We start from the raw sequence: 14,811 nt of genomic DNA on the forward strand, positions 1-14,811 counted from the left end.
ATAGCTTAACCTGCTGGGCAGCTTTGCGTTTTGCGCACTGTACATTTGCGGCAAGGACCAGTAGAGAGCGCGCACACACGCTCGTCATTCACGGGCTTGAGAGTGCGGTGCAAGATCGCCGCTGAACCCGAATTCCGAAAGACCCCACATGACGAGTTTCGAAAGCCTCGCTCCGGCGATGGCAAAGGCGTTGGAAAAACGCGGCTATACCACATTGACGCCGGTGCAGATCGCCGTCTCCGACCCCAAGATCGGCGATGCCGACGCGCTGGTCTCCGCGCAGACCGGCTCCGGCAAGACCGTGGCCTTCGGCCTCGCGCTCGCCCCGACGCTGCTGGAAGGCGAAGACCGCTTCGACCGCGCCGGCAGCCCGCTCGCCCTCGTTATCGCCCCGACGCGCGAACTTGCCATGCAGGTCAAGCGCGAGCTGGAATGGCTCTACGAGATGACCGGCGCGGTCATCGGCTCCTGCGTCGGCGGCATGGATGTGCGCACGGAACGGCGCGCGCTGGAACGCGGCGCGCATATCATCGTCGGCACGCCCGGCCGTCTGCGCGACCACATCACCCGGGGCAATCTCGATCTTTCCGACATCCGCGCCGTCGTGCTCGACGAGGCCGACGAGATGCTGGACCTCGGCTTCCGCGAAGACCTGGAATTCATCCTGGAAGCCGCGCCCGAAGACCGCCGCACGCTGATGTTCTCGGCCACCGTGCCGAAGGAAATCGCCGCCCTCGCCAAGAATTACCAGCGCGATGCCATGCGCATCTCGACGGCCGCAGAGAAGGAACAGCACGTCGATATCGACTATCGCGCCTTGCTGACCGCCCCGGCCGACCGCGAGAACGCCATCATCAACACGCTGCGATTCTACGATGCGCAGAACGCCATCGTCTTCTGTTCGACGCGCGCGGCCGTGAACCACCTGACGGCCCGCTTCAACAATCGCGGCTTCTCGGTCGTCGCCCTTTCCGGCGAACTCAGCCAGAACGAACGCACCCATGCGCTGCAGGCCATGCGCGACGGCCGTGCTCGCGTCTGCATCGCCACCGACGTCGCCGCCCGCGGCATCGACCTGCCGAACCTCGAGCTGGTCGTTCATGCCGATCTGCCGACCAATCCCGACACGCTGCTGCACCGTTCGGGCCGCACCGGCCGCGCCGGCCGCAAGGGCGTCAGCGCCCTCATCGTGCCGCTCAACGCCCGCCGCAAGGCCGAGCGCCTCTTGCAGATCGCGAACCTCAAGGCCAACTGGGCGACCCCGCCCTCAGCCGAGGAAATCCTGCGCCGCGACGACGAGCGCCTGCTCGCCGACCCGCTGCTGACCGACAAGGTCACCGAGGACGAGGAAGCGACCGTCGAGGCGCTGGTCGCAAAGTTCGACGCCCGCCAGCTCGCCGCAGCCGTCACGCGCTTCTTCAAGGCCGGCCGCTCCGCGCCGGAAGACCTGATCGAAGTCTCGCTCGAACAGCGCAAGCCGCGCGAGCGCAGCAACGACGCCATTCCGGCCGAAACCAAGCGCCCGCGCGACAGCTTCGCCGCAAGCGTCTGGGTCTCCATCTCGGTCGGCCGCAAGCAGCGCGCCGAACCGCGCTGGCTGATCCCCATGCTCTGCCGCAACGGCAACATCACCAAGAACGAGATCGGCGCGATCAAGATGCAGCCGGAAGAGACGTTTGTGGAGCTCTCCGCCGAGGCATCGGACGGTTTCCTCGGCGCGCTCGGGCCGAACAGCATGCTGGAACGCGGCATCCGCGTGACCGTGCTGGAAGGCATGCACGACCTCACGCCCCAGTTCTACGAGCGCACGCCCGGCGAGAAGACGCCGCGCTACGACCGTCCGGAACGCCGCGCCGACTGGAAGCCGAAGGGCGAATTCGAGAAGAAGGGCGGCTATGACAAGAAGGCGCGCTTCGAGAAGAAGCGTGACTTCGACAAGCCGGAAGGCGCAAGCGCCAAGCCGCACTGGAAGGACCGCGACAACAAGGGCGATTTCAACAAGGGCGACGCCGACAAGAAGCCCCGTTTCGAAAAGAAGCGCGATTTCGACAAGCCGGAAGGTGCGAGCGCCAAGCCGCACTGGAAGGATCGCGAAGACGGCGGCAAGAAGCCCGCCAAGCCCTTTGCCGGCGCAAAACCCTTCAAGGGCAAGCGCGACGAGAAATTCGCCAAGCCCGAAGGCGCGGCCCGCAAGCCCAAGGGCAAGAAGCCGGAACGCGACTGAACGATCAACGGCGCGGACCTTCCGGTTCCGCGCCGTTTTCATACGACCTTACGGCATGAGACGCCGCGAATGCGGCCCCTCACGATCCCTTGATCAGTTCGAACCAGCCGTCCTCGTCGATCACCTCGACGCTGAATTCGCGCGCCTTGTCGAGCTTGGAGCCGGCCCCGGGACCGGCGACAACGAGGTCGGTCTTCTTCGACACGGACCCCGCCACCTTCGCGCCCAGCCGCTCGGCCATGGCCTTGGCCTCGTCGCGTGTCATCTTCTCCAGCGATCCGGTGAAGACCACCGTCTTGCCCGCAACCGGGCTGGACGATGCGACGATTGCCTCGGCGGCCTGCGGCGTCACCTCCTCCAGCAGCCGGCCGATCACATCGAGATTGCGGGGCTCCTTGTAGAACTCGACCATGGCGCGGGCGACGACCTCGCCGATGCCGTCGATGCTGTTGAGTTCGCTCCATGCCTCACCGGAAAGCGGCGCGGACGCCTTCATCGCCTCCTCGAAGGCGGCGTAGGTGCCGTAAGCGCGCGCCAGCAGCTTCGCATTGGTCTCGCCGACATGGCGGATACCGAGCGCATAGATGAAGCGGTTGAGCGCGATGGAGCGGCGGGCGTCGATGGCGTCGTAGAGTTTGCGCACGCTCACCTTGCCGAAGCCGTCGATATTTTCCAGCCGGGTCAGGGACGCCGCCTGCCGCTTCTCTAGCGTGAAGATATCGGGCGCGGTGCGGATCGCGAGAGACGCATCTTCCGCCTCGAAGAAGAAATCGATCTGCTTGGAGCCCAATCCTTCGATATCGAAGGCGTTGCGCGAGACGAAATGCTTCAGGTGCTCCACCGCCTGCGCGCGGCAGACGAAGCCGCCCGTGCAGCGGGTGACGGAATCGAGCCGGCCCGTCTTTTCGTTGCGCTCGCGCACGGCATGGCTCTCGCAGACCGGGCAGGTCTTCGGGAATTCGTAGGACACCGATCCCGCCGGCCGCTTTTCCATCACGACATCCAGCACCTGCGGGATCACGTCGCCCGCGCGCTGCACAATCACGGTATCGCCGATGCGGATATCGTGCCCCTCTTCGCGGATGCGCTCGCCGCTATTGCCGATGCCCTCGATGTAATCGGCATTGTGCAGGGTCGCATTGGTGACGACCACGCCGCCGACCGTGACGGGCGTCAGCCGCGCGACGGGCGTCAGCGCGCCGGTGCGGCCGACCTGGATGTCGATCTTCTCGACCGTGGTGAAGGCCTGCTCGGCCGGGAACTTGTGCGCCGTCGCCCAGCGCGGCGAGCGGGAACGGAAGCCGAGGCGTTCCTGAAGCGCCAGTTCGTCGACCTTGTAGACGACGCCGTCGATATCGTAGTCGAGGTCCGGCCGGGCAAGGCCGATCTCGCGGTAATGTGCGATGATCTCCTCGACGCGCGAAAGCCGCTGCGTCATCGGGTTGACCGGGAAGCCCCAGCCTTTCAGCACGCCGATCATGCCGAACTGCGTATCGGCCGGCATCTCCGACATCTCGCCCCAGGCATAGGCGAAGAAGCGCAGCTTGCGGCTCGCCGTCACCGAGGCGTCGAGCTGGCGCAGCGAACCGGCCGCCGTGTTGCGCGGGTTGACATAGGTCTGCTTGCCTTCCGCCGCCATCTTCTCGTTGAGCGCCAAAAAATCGCTCTTGGCCATGTAGACCTCGCCGCGCACCTCCACGACGGCCGGCGCGCCGGCCGGAAGGCGGCTCGGGATTTCGTCGATGGTCAGGACATTGGCGGTGACGTTCTCGCCCGTCGTGCCGTCGCCGCGCGTCGCAGCACTGACAAGGCGGCCGTTCTCGTAGCGGATCGACATGGAAAGGCCGTCGATCTTCGGCTCGGCGGTAAACGCGATGGAATCGTCCGGCAGGCGGCCGAGGAAGCGGTAGACGGAGGCGACGAAGTCGCGCACGTCCTCGTCGGAAAAGGTATTGTCGAGCGACAGCATCGGCCGGGAATGGGTGATCGGCGCGAAGGTCGGCAGCGGCGCGGAGCCGACGCGGCGTGACGGACTGTCATCGCGCACCAGCGCGGGAAAACGCGCCTCGATCTCCTCGTTGCGGCGCTTCAGCGCGTCGTAGTCGGCATCCGAAATCTCGGGGGCATCCTGACCGTGATAGAGTTCGTCATTGCGCGCAATCTCCGCCGCCAGAAAGGCAAGCTCGGCCGCGGCCTCTTCTTCGGTCAGGATTTCGACGGGGGTTTTCGCGTTCGCCATGACATGCTCCGGATTGCGGAGTCGTTTTAGAGCAAACTTGGCGAAAGGAAAGTGGCTCTACAGGGTGGGGCTGCCCCTCATCCCGCTGCCGCGACCTTCTCCCCGTAAACGGGGAGAAGGCGGATACCGCCCCGTTTTCCCGCCAACGAACGGTAAAAGAAGGATAAGGCCGTGCCACAAATCCCTTCTCCCCGCCTGCGGGGAGAAGGTGCCGGCAGGCGGATGAGGGGCAATTGCCTCAGACGCCGCCCGAAAGCAACCTTGCCGCCGCCGCCCTCGCCTCGTCGGTCACGGACGCGCCGGCCAGCATGCGGGCGATCTCCTCGGTGCGCGCGCCGTCGTCCATGCGGGCGACGCGGGTGGCGACGGTCTCGCTGCCCTCGACCGGTCCCTTGGAGATGAGGAGGTGCGTCGCCGCGCGGGCGGCGACCTGCGGGGCGTGGGTGACGGAGAGCACCTGCACCGTGGCGGACAGGCGCTTCAGCCGCTGGCCGATGGCATCCGCCACCGCCCCGCCGACGCCGGTGTCGATTTCGTCGAAGACGAGCGTCGGGGCCGAGCCGCGATCGGCGAGCGCCACCTTCAGCGCCAAAAGGAAGCGTGACAGCTCGCCGCCGGACGCCACCTTCATGATCGGGCCGCGGCGCGTGCCCGGGTTGGTCTGCACGTGGAATTCGACCGTATCGATCCCCTCCTCCGCCCCGCCGTCCGGGTCGGTGGTGATCTCGACGGTGAAGCGCGCGCGCTCCAGCTTCAGCGCCGGCAGCTCGGCCATCACGGCGGCGGCGAGCGCATCGGCGGCGTGGTGCCGTTTTTCCGAGAGCGAGCGGGCGGAGATCTCGTAGGCGGCGCGCGTCTCGACAAGCCGCGCCTGCAACTGCACCAGCTTCTCCTCGCCCGCATCGAGATCGGCCAGATCGGCGATCATTTTTGCAGCAAGGGCCGGAAGGCCGGTGACGGGAACCGAATATTTGCGCGCGGCGGCGCGCAGCGCGAAGAGGCGTTCTTCCGTGCGCTCCAGTTCCTTGGGGTCGTATTCCGTCTTGCGCAGCGCCTCGTCCACGGCCCTCTGCGCATCGGAAAGCTGGTTGAGCGCCTGATCCAGAAACTCGACGGTCTCTTCCAGCAGGCCCGGCGCTTCGTGGCTCTTGCGCTCCAGACGGCGCACCAGCGCGGCAATCAGCGGCACGGGCGAGGCATTGCCGTTCAGGAACTCGCTCGCCTCGTTGATGTCGCCGGCAATGCGCTCGGCCTTCATCATGCGCGCGCGGGTCTCGGCCAGCGCATCCTCCTCACCGTCCTGCGGCGAGAGGGTTTCCAGCTCCTCGACGGAGGAGCGCAGATAATCCGCCTCGCGGGCCGCCGCCTCCACCTTTTCACGGTGGCGGCGCAGCGTGCGCTCGGCTTCCTTCCACTGGTGATAGAGCGTGCCCACATCGGCGGCCGCCTCGCTCAGCCCGCCGAAGGCGTCGAGCAGCAGGCGATGCGCGTCGGTATCGACAAGCGCACGGTCGTCGTGCTGGCCGTGAATTTCCACGAGAAGCTGGCCGGCCTGCCGCATGAGCTGCACGGAAACCGGCTGGTCGTTGACATAGGCCTTGGTGCGGCCGTCGGCCGATTGCTGGCGGCGGAAGATGAGGTCGCCGTCGTCGTCGATGCCGTTGTCGCGAAGGAGCGCCCGCGCCCGATGGTTGCCCGGCACGTCGAAAACGGCCGTCACCTGGCCGCGCTCGGTGCCGTGACGCACCAGCGAGCCATCGCCACGCCCGCCGAGGGCCAGCGAAAGACTGTCGAGAAGAATGGATTTTCCGGCGCCCGTCTCGCCGGTCAGCACGGAAAGGCCCGACTCGAAGGCAAGATCGAGCCGTTCGATCAAGACGATATCGCGGATCGATAGCTGCGCCAGCATTGCCGCATCAATTCTCTTCGTTTCACGCGCTTGCGAAGACAAGGCCGCTCACGCGCCCTTGCCGGAATCGCGCCCCGCTCAAGCGCCCATCAGCCTGCGGCCGGCGCGCGCGATCCAGGAACCGGAGTTCTCGCGCGGCTCCAGCCCCTTGGTCTGCAGGAGCTTGTAGCTGTCCGCATACCATTCGCTGTCCGGATAGTTGTGGCCAAGAACGGCGGCGGCGGTCTGCGCTTCGCTGTCCACGCCCATGGCGTAATAGGTCTCGACGAGGCGCGCCAGCGCTTCCTCGATCTGGTTGGTCATCGGGTACTTCTCGACGACGACGCGGAAACGGGTTGCCGCGGCAATGTATTCCTTGCGCTCGAGATAGTAGCGGCCGACCTGCATTTCCTTGCCGGCGAGCTGGTCGCGGGCAAAGCGGATCTTCGCCTGCGCGTCCTCGACATATTCCGAATCGGGATAGTTATCGACAACGGCCTGCATCGCCTCGATCGTCTGTTGCGAAGCGCGCTGGTCCTGCGTCACGCTGGGGATCTGCTTCCAGTAGCCCAGACCGACGATATATTGCGCATAGGCCGCGTCTTCCGAACCGGGATAGAGCGCAAGGTAACGCTTGGCGGCGGAGATCGCCTCCTCGTTACGGCCCTGGCGGTAGCTCGTGAAGGCCAGCATGACGAGCGACTTGCGCGCCTGATCGGAGAACGGGCTCTGCCGGTCGACCGCCTCGAACTTGCGGCCGGCCTCGGTGACCTTGCCGGCATTGAGGTTGGCGAGACCCTGGTTGTAGAGCGTGTCGGGAGACTCGTTTTCCATGCCCAGCTTGGAGATGTCGATATCCGGATCCGACTGGCACGCGGAAAGAACCACCGGAGACAACGCCGCAAACAGCATAAGATAGGCAATGCGCGCCGTCTTCTTCACACCAACAGACCCTGCAACAACCATGTGACAATCCCAGTTCAACGGCACTCGATGCGGACGGGCCGCACATGCGCCCCGCGTTGTATCTCCAAATACCTGAAGACCGCAACGCCATGGCGGCGCATTAACGCATTTTTATGGCATTCGTGTCGGGAAGCGATGCCGGCCCGGTCTCACAGAGACCAGGGCGCGAACTCGGGAGCGTTGACGGCGATCAGCTCGCGCTGGCCGGCGCGGGACCGCGGCGTGGAAGCCTCGACCACCTCATAGGCGGTGCGGTCGCTGAGAAGGGCGTTCAGCGCATGGGCGTTCATCTTGTGGCCGCCGCGATAGGAGCGGTAGCAGCCGATGAAGGGTGCGCCGGCAAGGGCAAGGTCGCCCACGGCGTCGAGGGTCTTGTGACGAACGAACTCGTCCTTCGCGTAGCGCAGGCCTTCCACGTTGATCACCGTATTGTCATCGGAGATGACGACGGAGTTTTCCAGCGAGGAGCCGAGCGCATGGCCGGAGGCCCAGAGACGCTCGACATCGCGCATGAAGCCGAAGGTGCGCGCGCGGGACAGTTCGTTGCGGAAGGTGGCAGGCGTCAGATCGCCCTTCCAGGCCTGGCGGCCAATCAGCGGGCAGTCGAAATCGATCTCGACCTCGAATCGCGTGCCGTCATAGGGCGAGAACTCGGCCCAGGACGCGCCCGCCTCGATGCGCACCGGCTTGACGATGCGGATATAGCGGCGCTTGACGGAAAGGGCGACGAGGCCGACCTGATCGATGGCGTCGATGAAGGGGGCGGAGCTGCCGTCCATGATCGGCATTTCGGCGCCGTGGACTTCGATCAGCACATTGTCGAGGCCGAGCGCATAGAGCGCAGCCATGACATGCTCGATGGTGGCGATGCAGGTTGCCGGCGAGAAGCCGAGAACGGTGCACAGATCCGTATTGCCGACCTGCGAGGAGACGGCGCGGTATTCGCTGACGGTGCCGTCGTCATGCTGGCGCTGGAAGACGATGCCGCTGTCGGCCTCGGAGGGGTTGAAGGTGATCGAAACCGCCGCACCGGAATGGACGCCCGTACCGGAAATCGTCACCGGATGGGAGATCGTCGTCTGGAAACCGAGCATCGTCATATGCATTCGCCTTGTCTTGTTGCCGGCGCATTCATGGCCGACGGTGTCTGTTGAGGCTCAAGAAGCCATGCGCCGGACGCGTCGCGTCCGCCGGAAAATCTGCCGGAACGTCTGGAATGTGCTGTCGCATCCGGCGTGCCGTCTGCGCGAATCCTGACTGTCCCCTCTGCCCACCCTGAATTTAGTAGGCCCCTCAACATCATACAAATCACTGTTTCTTTCGATTTGTTACGCTTCTTATCGACCCGCAACCCATTGAAAGAATTATGCAATAAAAAACGCCCGGATCAGGGATCCGGGCGTCTTGTCACAAAGCCGTAACCGGCGCCTCAGTTGGACTGCCGGCGCAGGAAGGCCGGGATTTCCAACTGGTCGTCCTCACCGAGCGAACGCGGCTGCGGATTCGCGCGGCCATGATCGTCAAGCTGGCCGCGACGCGGGGCGTAGAGGCTGGCTTCGGCCGAGAGCGGACGGCGCTGCTGCTGGGCGGGCGCTGCCTGTTCCTGAACGGCCTGGGTCTCTTCATGACGGCCGAGGGAAGAGGTCAGGCGACGCAGCAGGCCCATCGGGCCGCGCTCTTCCTGGGTGCCGGCCATCGGCTGCTGGGCGGCGCGATGGTCGATCTCTGCCTGCACAACCGGGGGGAAGTCCTCGATCTTCGGCATGCGCATGGCCTGCGGCTCCTGACGGATGATCGGAGCGGCCGGCTCGACGCGCTGCTGCATGACCGGAGCGTGCTGCACCGGCTGCTGGACCGGGATCGAACGCTGGACGACCGGCGTTTCGACCGGAGCGGCGAAGATGCGGTTCTGCAGGCGCGGCTCTTCCTGGTGGACGACGGCCGGCTGCACCGCCGCCGGAGCCATTGCCGGAATGGCAAGCTCGCGCTCGAGGCTTTCTTCCGAGGCGCGGATGGCGTCCGCGATCGGATCGGCCACCGGCTGCTGGACGGCCGGCTGCTGCATGACGGGCTGCTGCATCACCGGCTGGTGCTGCATGACAGGCTGCGGCTGCGGAGCAACGGCGACCGGCTGGATATGCTGCTGGACCGGAACGGCGGCGGAGGGACGGACTACCGGCTTGCTGAGGCTGCGAAAGTCAGCCGAACGACCGGCCACCTCCGAGGCCGAACGGTCGATGCCCGTGGCAACGACGGAGACGCGGATGAGGCCTTCGAGTTCTTCGTCGAAGGTGGCGCCGAGGATGATGTTCGCATCCGGATCGACTTCCTCGCGAATACGGGTCGCAGCTTCGTCGACTTCGAAGAGGGTAAGGTCGCGACCGCCGGTGATCGAGATCAGCAGGCCCTGCGCGCCCTTCATCGAGGTTTCGTCGAGCAGCGGGTTGGCGATAGCGGCTTCGGCAGCGGCCATTGCGCGGCCTTCGCCCGAAGCTTCGCCCGTGCCCATCATGGCGCGGCCCATCTCGCGCATCACCGAGCGGACGTCGGCGAAGTCGAGGTTGATCAGGCCTTCCTTGACCATGAGGTCGGTGATGCAGGCGACGCCCGAATAGAGCACTTGGTCGGCCATCGCGAAGGCGTCGGCGAAGGTGGTCTTGTCGTTGGCGATGCGGAAGAGGTTCTGGTTCGGGATGACGATCAGCGTGTCGACCGACTTCTGGAGTTCCAGTATACCTTCTTCGGCCAGACGCATGCGGCGGCCGCCCTCGAAGTGGAACGGCTTGGTGACGACGCCGACGGTCAGGATGCCCTTGTTGCGGGCGGCCTGTGCGACAATCGGAGCTGCGCCCGTGCCGGTGCCGCCGCCCATGCCGGCGGTGACGAAGCACATGTGGGTGCCGTTGAGGTGATCGATGATCTCATCGATGCACTCTTCGGCGGCCGCGCGGCCGACTTCCGGCTGCGAACCGGCGCCGAGACCTTCGGTGACCTGCACGCCCATCTGGATGATGCGGGTGGCCTTGGTCATGGACAGAGCCTGCGCGTCCGTGTTGGCGACGACGAAATCGACGCCTTCCAGACCGGCGGTGATCATGTTGTTGACCGCGTTGCCGCCGCCGCCGCCGACGCCAAAGACGGTGATGCGGGGCTTCAGCTCGGTGATGTCCGGCTTCTGGAGCTTGATAGTCATTGCCTTGTTCCTTTCGTTTCCGGCTGCGTCGCCCAACCGGTCTATTCCCAAAACTTCGTTGTCGGTCTTTTCCGGCGGCGCGCCGCCGGAAAACCCGTCAGAAACTTTCCTTCAGCCACTGTCCCATGCGGGCGATGCGGCCGTTGCCACCTGTAAGCTGCGAGAGCATGCCGCCCTGCACAGCGTGTTCTTCCAGTTCCGCAACCTGCGGATAGATCATCAGACCCACCGCGGTCGAAAAGGCCGGGCCCTTGGCCGCCGTCGGCAGACCGGACACGCCGAGCGGGCGGCCGATACGGACATTGCGGGCGAGGATGCGGCGCGCCGCTTCCGGCAGGCCGGTAAGCTGGCTTGCGCCGCCCGTCAGCACGATCCTTTTTCCGACGATCGGCGAGAAGCCGGAGCGCTGGATGCGGTCGCGAATGAGTTCGAGCGTTTCCTCGATCCGGGCCCGCACGATGCGCGAGATGAGCGCGCGCGGCACATGGGTCGGCTGGTCGCGGTCGTCCTCGCCGATGGGCGGAACGGTGATGATGTCGCGCTCGTCGCCGGCATTCGGCAGGGCCGAGCCATGCACGACCTTGAGGCGTTCGGCATCCTCGATGCGGGTCGAAAGGCCGCGCGCAAGGTCCGTGGTGACGTGGTGGCCACCGAGCGATACGGCGTCGGAATGCACCAGCTTGCCTTCGGCGAAGACGGAGATCGTCGTCGTGCCGCCGCCCATGTCAATGCAGGCGCAGCCGAGTTCGACTTCGTCGTCGACGAGGGCCGAAAGGCCGCTCGCATAGGGCGTCGCCACCATGCCCTCGACGGAGAGGTGCGCGCGGTTGATGCAGAGTTCGAGGTTCTTCAGCGCGGTGCGCTCGGCCGTCAGCACATGCATGTCGACGCCGAGGACGTCGCCGTACATGGAGAGCGGGTCGCGGATGCCGCGCTCGCCGTCCAGCGAGAAGCCGGTCGGCAGCGAATGGAGAATGGCGCGGTCCTGGCGCAGCGACTGCTGGCCGGCAACGGCAAGCACCTTGCGCAGGTCGTTGGCGTCGACTTCCTGGCCGCCGAGATCGATGGTCGCCGTATAGACGTCGCTCTGCAGGCGGCCTGCGGAAACGTTGACGATCAGGCTCTCGATGGTGAGGCCGGCCATGCGCTCGGCCGCGTCGACGGCAAGGCGCACGACGCTTTCGGCCGCGTCGAGATCGGTGATCACGCCGTTCTTCACGCCGCGGGATTTCTGGTGGCCGATGCCGATGATTTCGACATTGTGCGTGCGGCCCGGCAGGATCTCGCTCTCGGCGCGCGGCGTCAGCCGGCCGATCATGCAGACGACCTTGGTGGAGCCGATGTCGAGGACCGAGACGACGTGAGCCCGCTTGGAAGAAAGCGGCTTCAAGCGCGGCAGGCCGAAATGGGACGAACCGAAAATGCTCATGTGCGCTTCGCTGCCTTCTTCAGGTCCTTTGCCCTCTGCTCGACCGCCGCGTTGCGACGTTCCAGCGCCCCTTCCGTCAGCCGCACCGTGGTGCGGTCCTCAAGCCTCAGATCGACCGCGGCGATATCGCGCTCCAGAAGCCCCTCTTCGCCTTCCAGCGTCGCCAGCACATCCATGGCGCGGGGCACGTTATGCTCCGGCAGCTTCACGACGATGCCGTTGTCGAGGCGCAGGTCCCAGCGGCGGCCGGCGACCCGGATATAGGCCTTCACCCGCGCCTTGATTTCCGGCCAGTTGTCGAACTCGTCGGCAAAGCCGGCGGCGGCCGTCTCGGCGTCGCGGCCCACGAAGAGCGGCAGCGAGGAGAACTTGTTGTCGCGCAGCGGCGCGATCACGGAGCCGTTCTTCTCGATCAGCGACAGGTCGTTGCCGTGCTGCCAGATCGCGAAAGCCTCGCGCTCCTTCAGCGTGATCTGGATGGTGCCCGGATAGATCTTGCGAACGGAGACGTCCTGCACCCAGGGCAGCTCGGCAAGCTTGGTGCGGGCATCCTTGACGTCGAGCGCGACCAGCGAGGTCGTGCCGTCGAGGCCGAGGCGCTCCAGAATATCGATCTCGGAGGTCTCGCGATTGCCGGAGACCTTCACGTCCTCGATGGCGAAGCCGATGGCGGTCGTCGAGGCCTGCGCGAAATCCTGCGAATGACCGCCGAGCGACATGCCGTAAAGGCCCGTCGCGCCAAGGAAGATCGCCGTGGCGGCGCTGCCGGTATGGCGCGGAATATGGATGCGGCCGGCCGCAAGGCTCACCAGGAAACGGACGACCCGGCGTAGCGGGCGCGGCAGCACGCGGCCGGCTTCCGCCTCGGAAGGCCCGACGGGGCGCACCCTGCTCTTCTTGACGCTCAACGTAAGCACGACGCGTCCTCCACCATCCACTTCAAGAATTCACCAAAAGCATGGCCGGCATGCTCGGCCATTTCGGGCACCAGGGAGGTAGGGGTCATGCCGGGCTGGGTGTTGATTTCCAGCCAGACAAGCTCGCCATTCTCGGAGAAACGGTCGTCGTAACGGAAGTCGGAACGGCTGACGCCACGGCACCCGATCGCTTGATGCGCCTTGAGTGCGAGTGTTTGTACTTTTTGGTAAATATTCGGTGAAATTTGCGCCGGGATGACGTGTTTCGAGCCGCCTTTTACGTATTTGGAATCGTAATCGTAGAAGGCGTGCCCCTGCGGCACCACCTCCGTGACGCCGAGCGCCACATCGCCCATGACGCCGCAGGTGAGTTCGCGGCCGTAGATGTAGCGCTCGACCATGACGGCATCACCATAGCGCCATTCCGAGGACGTGATGATCTGCGGCGGATGCGACTGGTCTTCCTTGACCATGACGACGCCGAAGGAGGACCCCTCGCGCACCGGCTTGACCACATAGGGCGGCTTCATCGGATGGGCCGAGGTGAAGTCGAAGCGGTTCATCAGGCGCTGCTCGGCGATCGGAATGCCGGCGGCCTTGGCGACGATCTTCGCCTGCGCCTTGTCCATGGCGAGCGCGGAAGCGAGTACGCCGGAATGGGTATAGGGGATTTCGAGATATTCGAGGATGCCCTGGATGGTGCCGTCCTCGCCGAAGGGACCGTGCAGCGCATTGAAGGCGACGTTCGGCTTCAGCTCGGAAAGCACGCTGGCGATATCGTGGCCGACATCGACGCGGGTGACCTTGTAGCCGACGGCTTCGAGCGCATCGGCGCAAGCGTTCCCCGACGAAAGGCTCACCGGCCGTTCCGACGAAAAACCACCCATCAGCACCGCGACATGCTTCACGCTCATAGAACCCTCGACTGAATTCCGCACTGTGTCCCTCGTCCCTTGTGCGGACCTGATTTTCCTCTGGGTCCGACTCGCCGGGCGAGATGGGACCACTAGAGCGTCATTAAGGTTAATGAAGCGTTTACTTTCGTTAACCCGATGCGCCGCGAGGCAAATTTTCCTCGCTCCGAATCAAGACACTCTCCGATTCTCTCCTTGGAATCAGAGAGTTGCGGCCGTGGCAAGAAAAAGTGCGCCTGTGCGCGAACGGGAAACGAAAAAGGGCCCCGCCATGGCGGAGCCCTTTCATGGTTAGCGAAGCGGATGGAAGGATCAGTCGTCTTCGCCCACGACCTTCCAGATCACGGCGCCGATGACGCCGCCGAGGATCGGCGCGACCCAGAACAGCCAGAGCTGCGAGAGCGCCGCCGTATCGGCAAAGAGCGCGACACCCGTCGAGCGCGCCGGGTTCACCGAGGTATTGGTGACCGGGATCGACACGAGATGGATAAGCGTCAGGCCGAGGCCGATGGCGATGGGCGCAAAGCCCGCCGGCGCGCGGCCGTGGGTCGAGCCGAGAATGATGATGAGGAAGAAGGCCGTCAGCACCACTTCGATGACCAGCGCCGCCGTCAGCGAGTAGCCGCCCGGCGAAAGTTCGCCATAGCCGTTGGAGGCAAAGCCGCCAGCCACGAACCCGGCCTTGCCGGAGGCCACCAGGTAGAGCACGGCGGCGGCCGCGATCGCGCCCACGACCTGCGCCACGATATAGGGCACGAGGCTGGAAGCCGGGAACTTGCCCGCGACCGTGAGGCCGACGGAGACGGCCGGGTTGAAATGGCCGCCGGAAATGCCGCCGACCGCATAGGCCATCGTCAGCACGGTAAGGCCGAAGGCGAAGGCCACGCCGAGAAGGCCGATACCGACCTCCGGGAAAGCGGCGGCGAGAACGGCGCTGCCGCAGCCGCCGAAGACGAGCCAGAACGTACCAAGGAATTCGGCTGAAAGTTTCTTGAACATGAATTGTCCCCTGATCCAGGCCCCGCGCACACGAGGCCTCCT

The 14,811-nt window shown here is 65.3% G+C and carries 10 protein-coding genes; 1 reads left to right on the forward strand and 9 read right to left on the reverse strand.

What is annotated here, in order from left to right; translation table 11 throughout:
• The first annotated feature begins 148 nt into the window (after positions 1-148).
• On the forward strand, positions 149-2,224 hold the full coding sequence (locus K8M09_RS10410) for a DEAD/DEAH box helicase (RefSeq protein WP_160786010.1): 2,076 nt from the start codon (positions 149-151) through the stop codon (positions 2,222-2,224).
• Between the two features lie 79 nt (positions 2,225-2,303).
• Here the strand turns inward: K8M09_RS10410 and ligA are convergent, their stop codons facing one another.
• The 9 genes from ligA to aqpZ form a co-directional block, all read right to left on the reverse strand.
• Entirely contained in the window at positions 2,304-4,463 is a 2,160-nt protein-coding gene (gene ligA, locus K8M09_RS10415; protein ID WP_160786011.1) for an NAD-dependent DNA ligase LigA, read from the reverse strand.
• Positions 4,464-4,701: 238 nt separating this feature from the next.
• Positions 4,702-6,372, reverse strand: coding sequence for a DNA repair protein RecN (recN, locus tag K8M09_RS10420; RefSeq protein ID WP_160786012.1), 1,671 nt, complete (start codon positions 6,370-6,372; stop codon positions 4,702-4,704).
• Positions 6,373-6,450: 78 nt separating this feature from the next.
• Positions 6,451-7,317, reverse strand: a complete 867-nt coding sequence (locus K8M09_RS10425; RefSeq protein WP_160786013.1) for an outer membrane protein assembly factor BamD — start codon at positions 7,315-7,317, stop codon at positions 6,451-6,453.
• 149 nt (positions 7,318-7,466) lie between these two features.
• Entirely contained in the window at positions 7,467-8,423 is a 957-nt protein-coding gene (gene lpxC / locus K8M09_RS10430; RefSeq protein ID WP_160786014.1) for a UDP-3-O-acyl-N-acetylglucosamine deacetylase, read from the reverse strand.
• Positions 8,424-8,746: 323 nt separating this feature from the next.
• Positions 8,747-10,510, reverse strand: a complete 1,764-nt coding sequence (gene ftsZ / locus K8M09_RS10435; RefSeq protein WP_160786015.1) for a cell division protein FtsZ — start codon at positions 10,508-10,510, stop codon at positions 8,747-8,749.
• 97 nt (positions 10,511-10,607) lie between these two features.
• Entirely contained in the window at positions 10,608-11,939 is a 1,332-nt protein-coding gene (gene ftsA / locus K8M09_RS10440; RefSeq protein ID WP_160786016.1) for a cell division protein FtsA, read from the reverse strand.
• A complete protein-coding gene (locus tag K8M09_RS10445) occupies positions 11,936-12,856 on the reverse strand; it encodes a cell division protein FtsQ/DivIB (RefSeq protein WP_160786017.1) in 921 nt (306 codons plus the stop codon). Before K8M09_RS10445 ends, ftsA begins: the two co-directional genes overlap by 4 nt.
• The gene (locus tag K8M09_RS10450; protein ID WP_160786018.1) at positions 12,844-13,770 is read right to left on the reverse strand and encodes a D-alanine--D-alanine ligase; all 927 of its coding nucleotides are present in this window, start codon (positions 13,768-13,770) and stop codon (positions 12,844-12,846) included. The genes K8M09_RS10445 and K8M09_RS10450 overlap by 13 nt, the downstream gene beginning before the upstream one ends.
• Before the next feature lie 312 nt (positions 13,771-14,082).
• The gene (gene aqpZ / locus K8M09_RS10455) at positions 14,083-14,769 is read right to left on the reverse strand and encodes an aquaporin Z (protein WP_160786019.1); all 687 of its coding nucleotides are present in this window, start codon (positions 14,767-14,769) and stop codon (positions 14,083-14,085) included.
• Positions 14,770-14,811: the final 42 nt, after the last annotated feature.

Source organism: Shinella zoogloeoides (assembly GCF_020883495.1).
GTDB classification, from domain to species: domain Bacteria; phylum Pseudomonadota; class Alphaproteobacteria; order Rhizobiales; family Rhizobiaceae; genus Shinella; species Shinella zoogloeoides.

Coding starts and splice junctions, on each gene's coding strand:
- K8M09_RS10410 (WP_160786010.1), top strand. CDS start 149: ATGACGAGTTTCGAAAGCCTCGCTCCGGCGATGGCAAAGGCGTTGGAA.
- ligA (WP_160786011.1), bottom strand. CDS start 4,463: ATGGCGAACGCGAAAACCCCCGTCGAAATCCTGACCGAAGAAGAGGCC.
- recN (WP_160786012.1), bottom strand. CDS start 6,372: ATGCTGGCGCAGCTATCGATCCGCGATATCGTCTTGATCGAACGGCTC.
- K8M09_RS10425 (WP_160786013.1), bottom strand. CDS start 7,317: ATGGTTGTTGCAGGGTCTGTTGGTGTGAAGAAGACGGCGCGCATTGCC.
- lpxC (WP_160786014.1), bottom strand. CDS start 8,423: ATGCATATGACGATGCTCGGTTTCCAGACGACGATCTCCCATCCGGTG.
- ftsZ (WP_160786015.1), bottom strand. CDS start 10,510: ATGACTATCAAGCTCCAGAAGCCGGACATCACCGAGCTGAAGCCCCGC.
- ftsA (WP_160786016.1), bottom strand. CDS start 11,939: ATGAGCATTTTCGGTTCGTCCCATTTCGGCCTGCCGCGCTTGAAGCCG.
- K8M09_RS10450 (WP_160786018.1), bottom strand. CDS start 13,770: ATGAGCGTGAAGCATGTCGCGGTGCTGATGGGTGGTTTTTCGTCGGAA.
- aqpZ (WP_160786019.1), bottom strand. CDS start 14,769: ATGTTCAAGAAACTTTCAGCCGAATTCCTTGGTACGTTCTGGCTCGTC.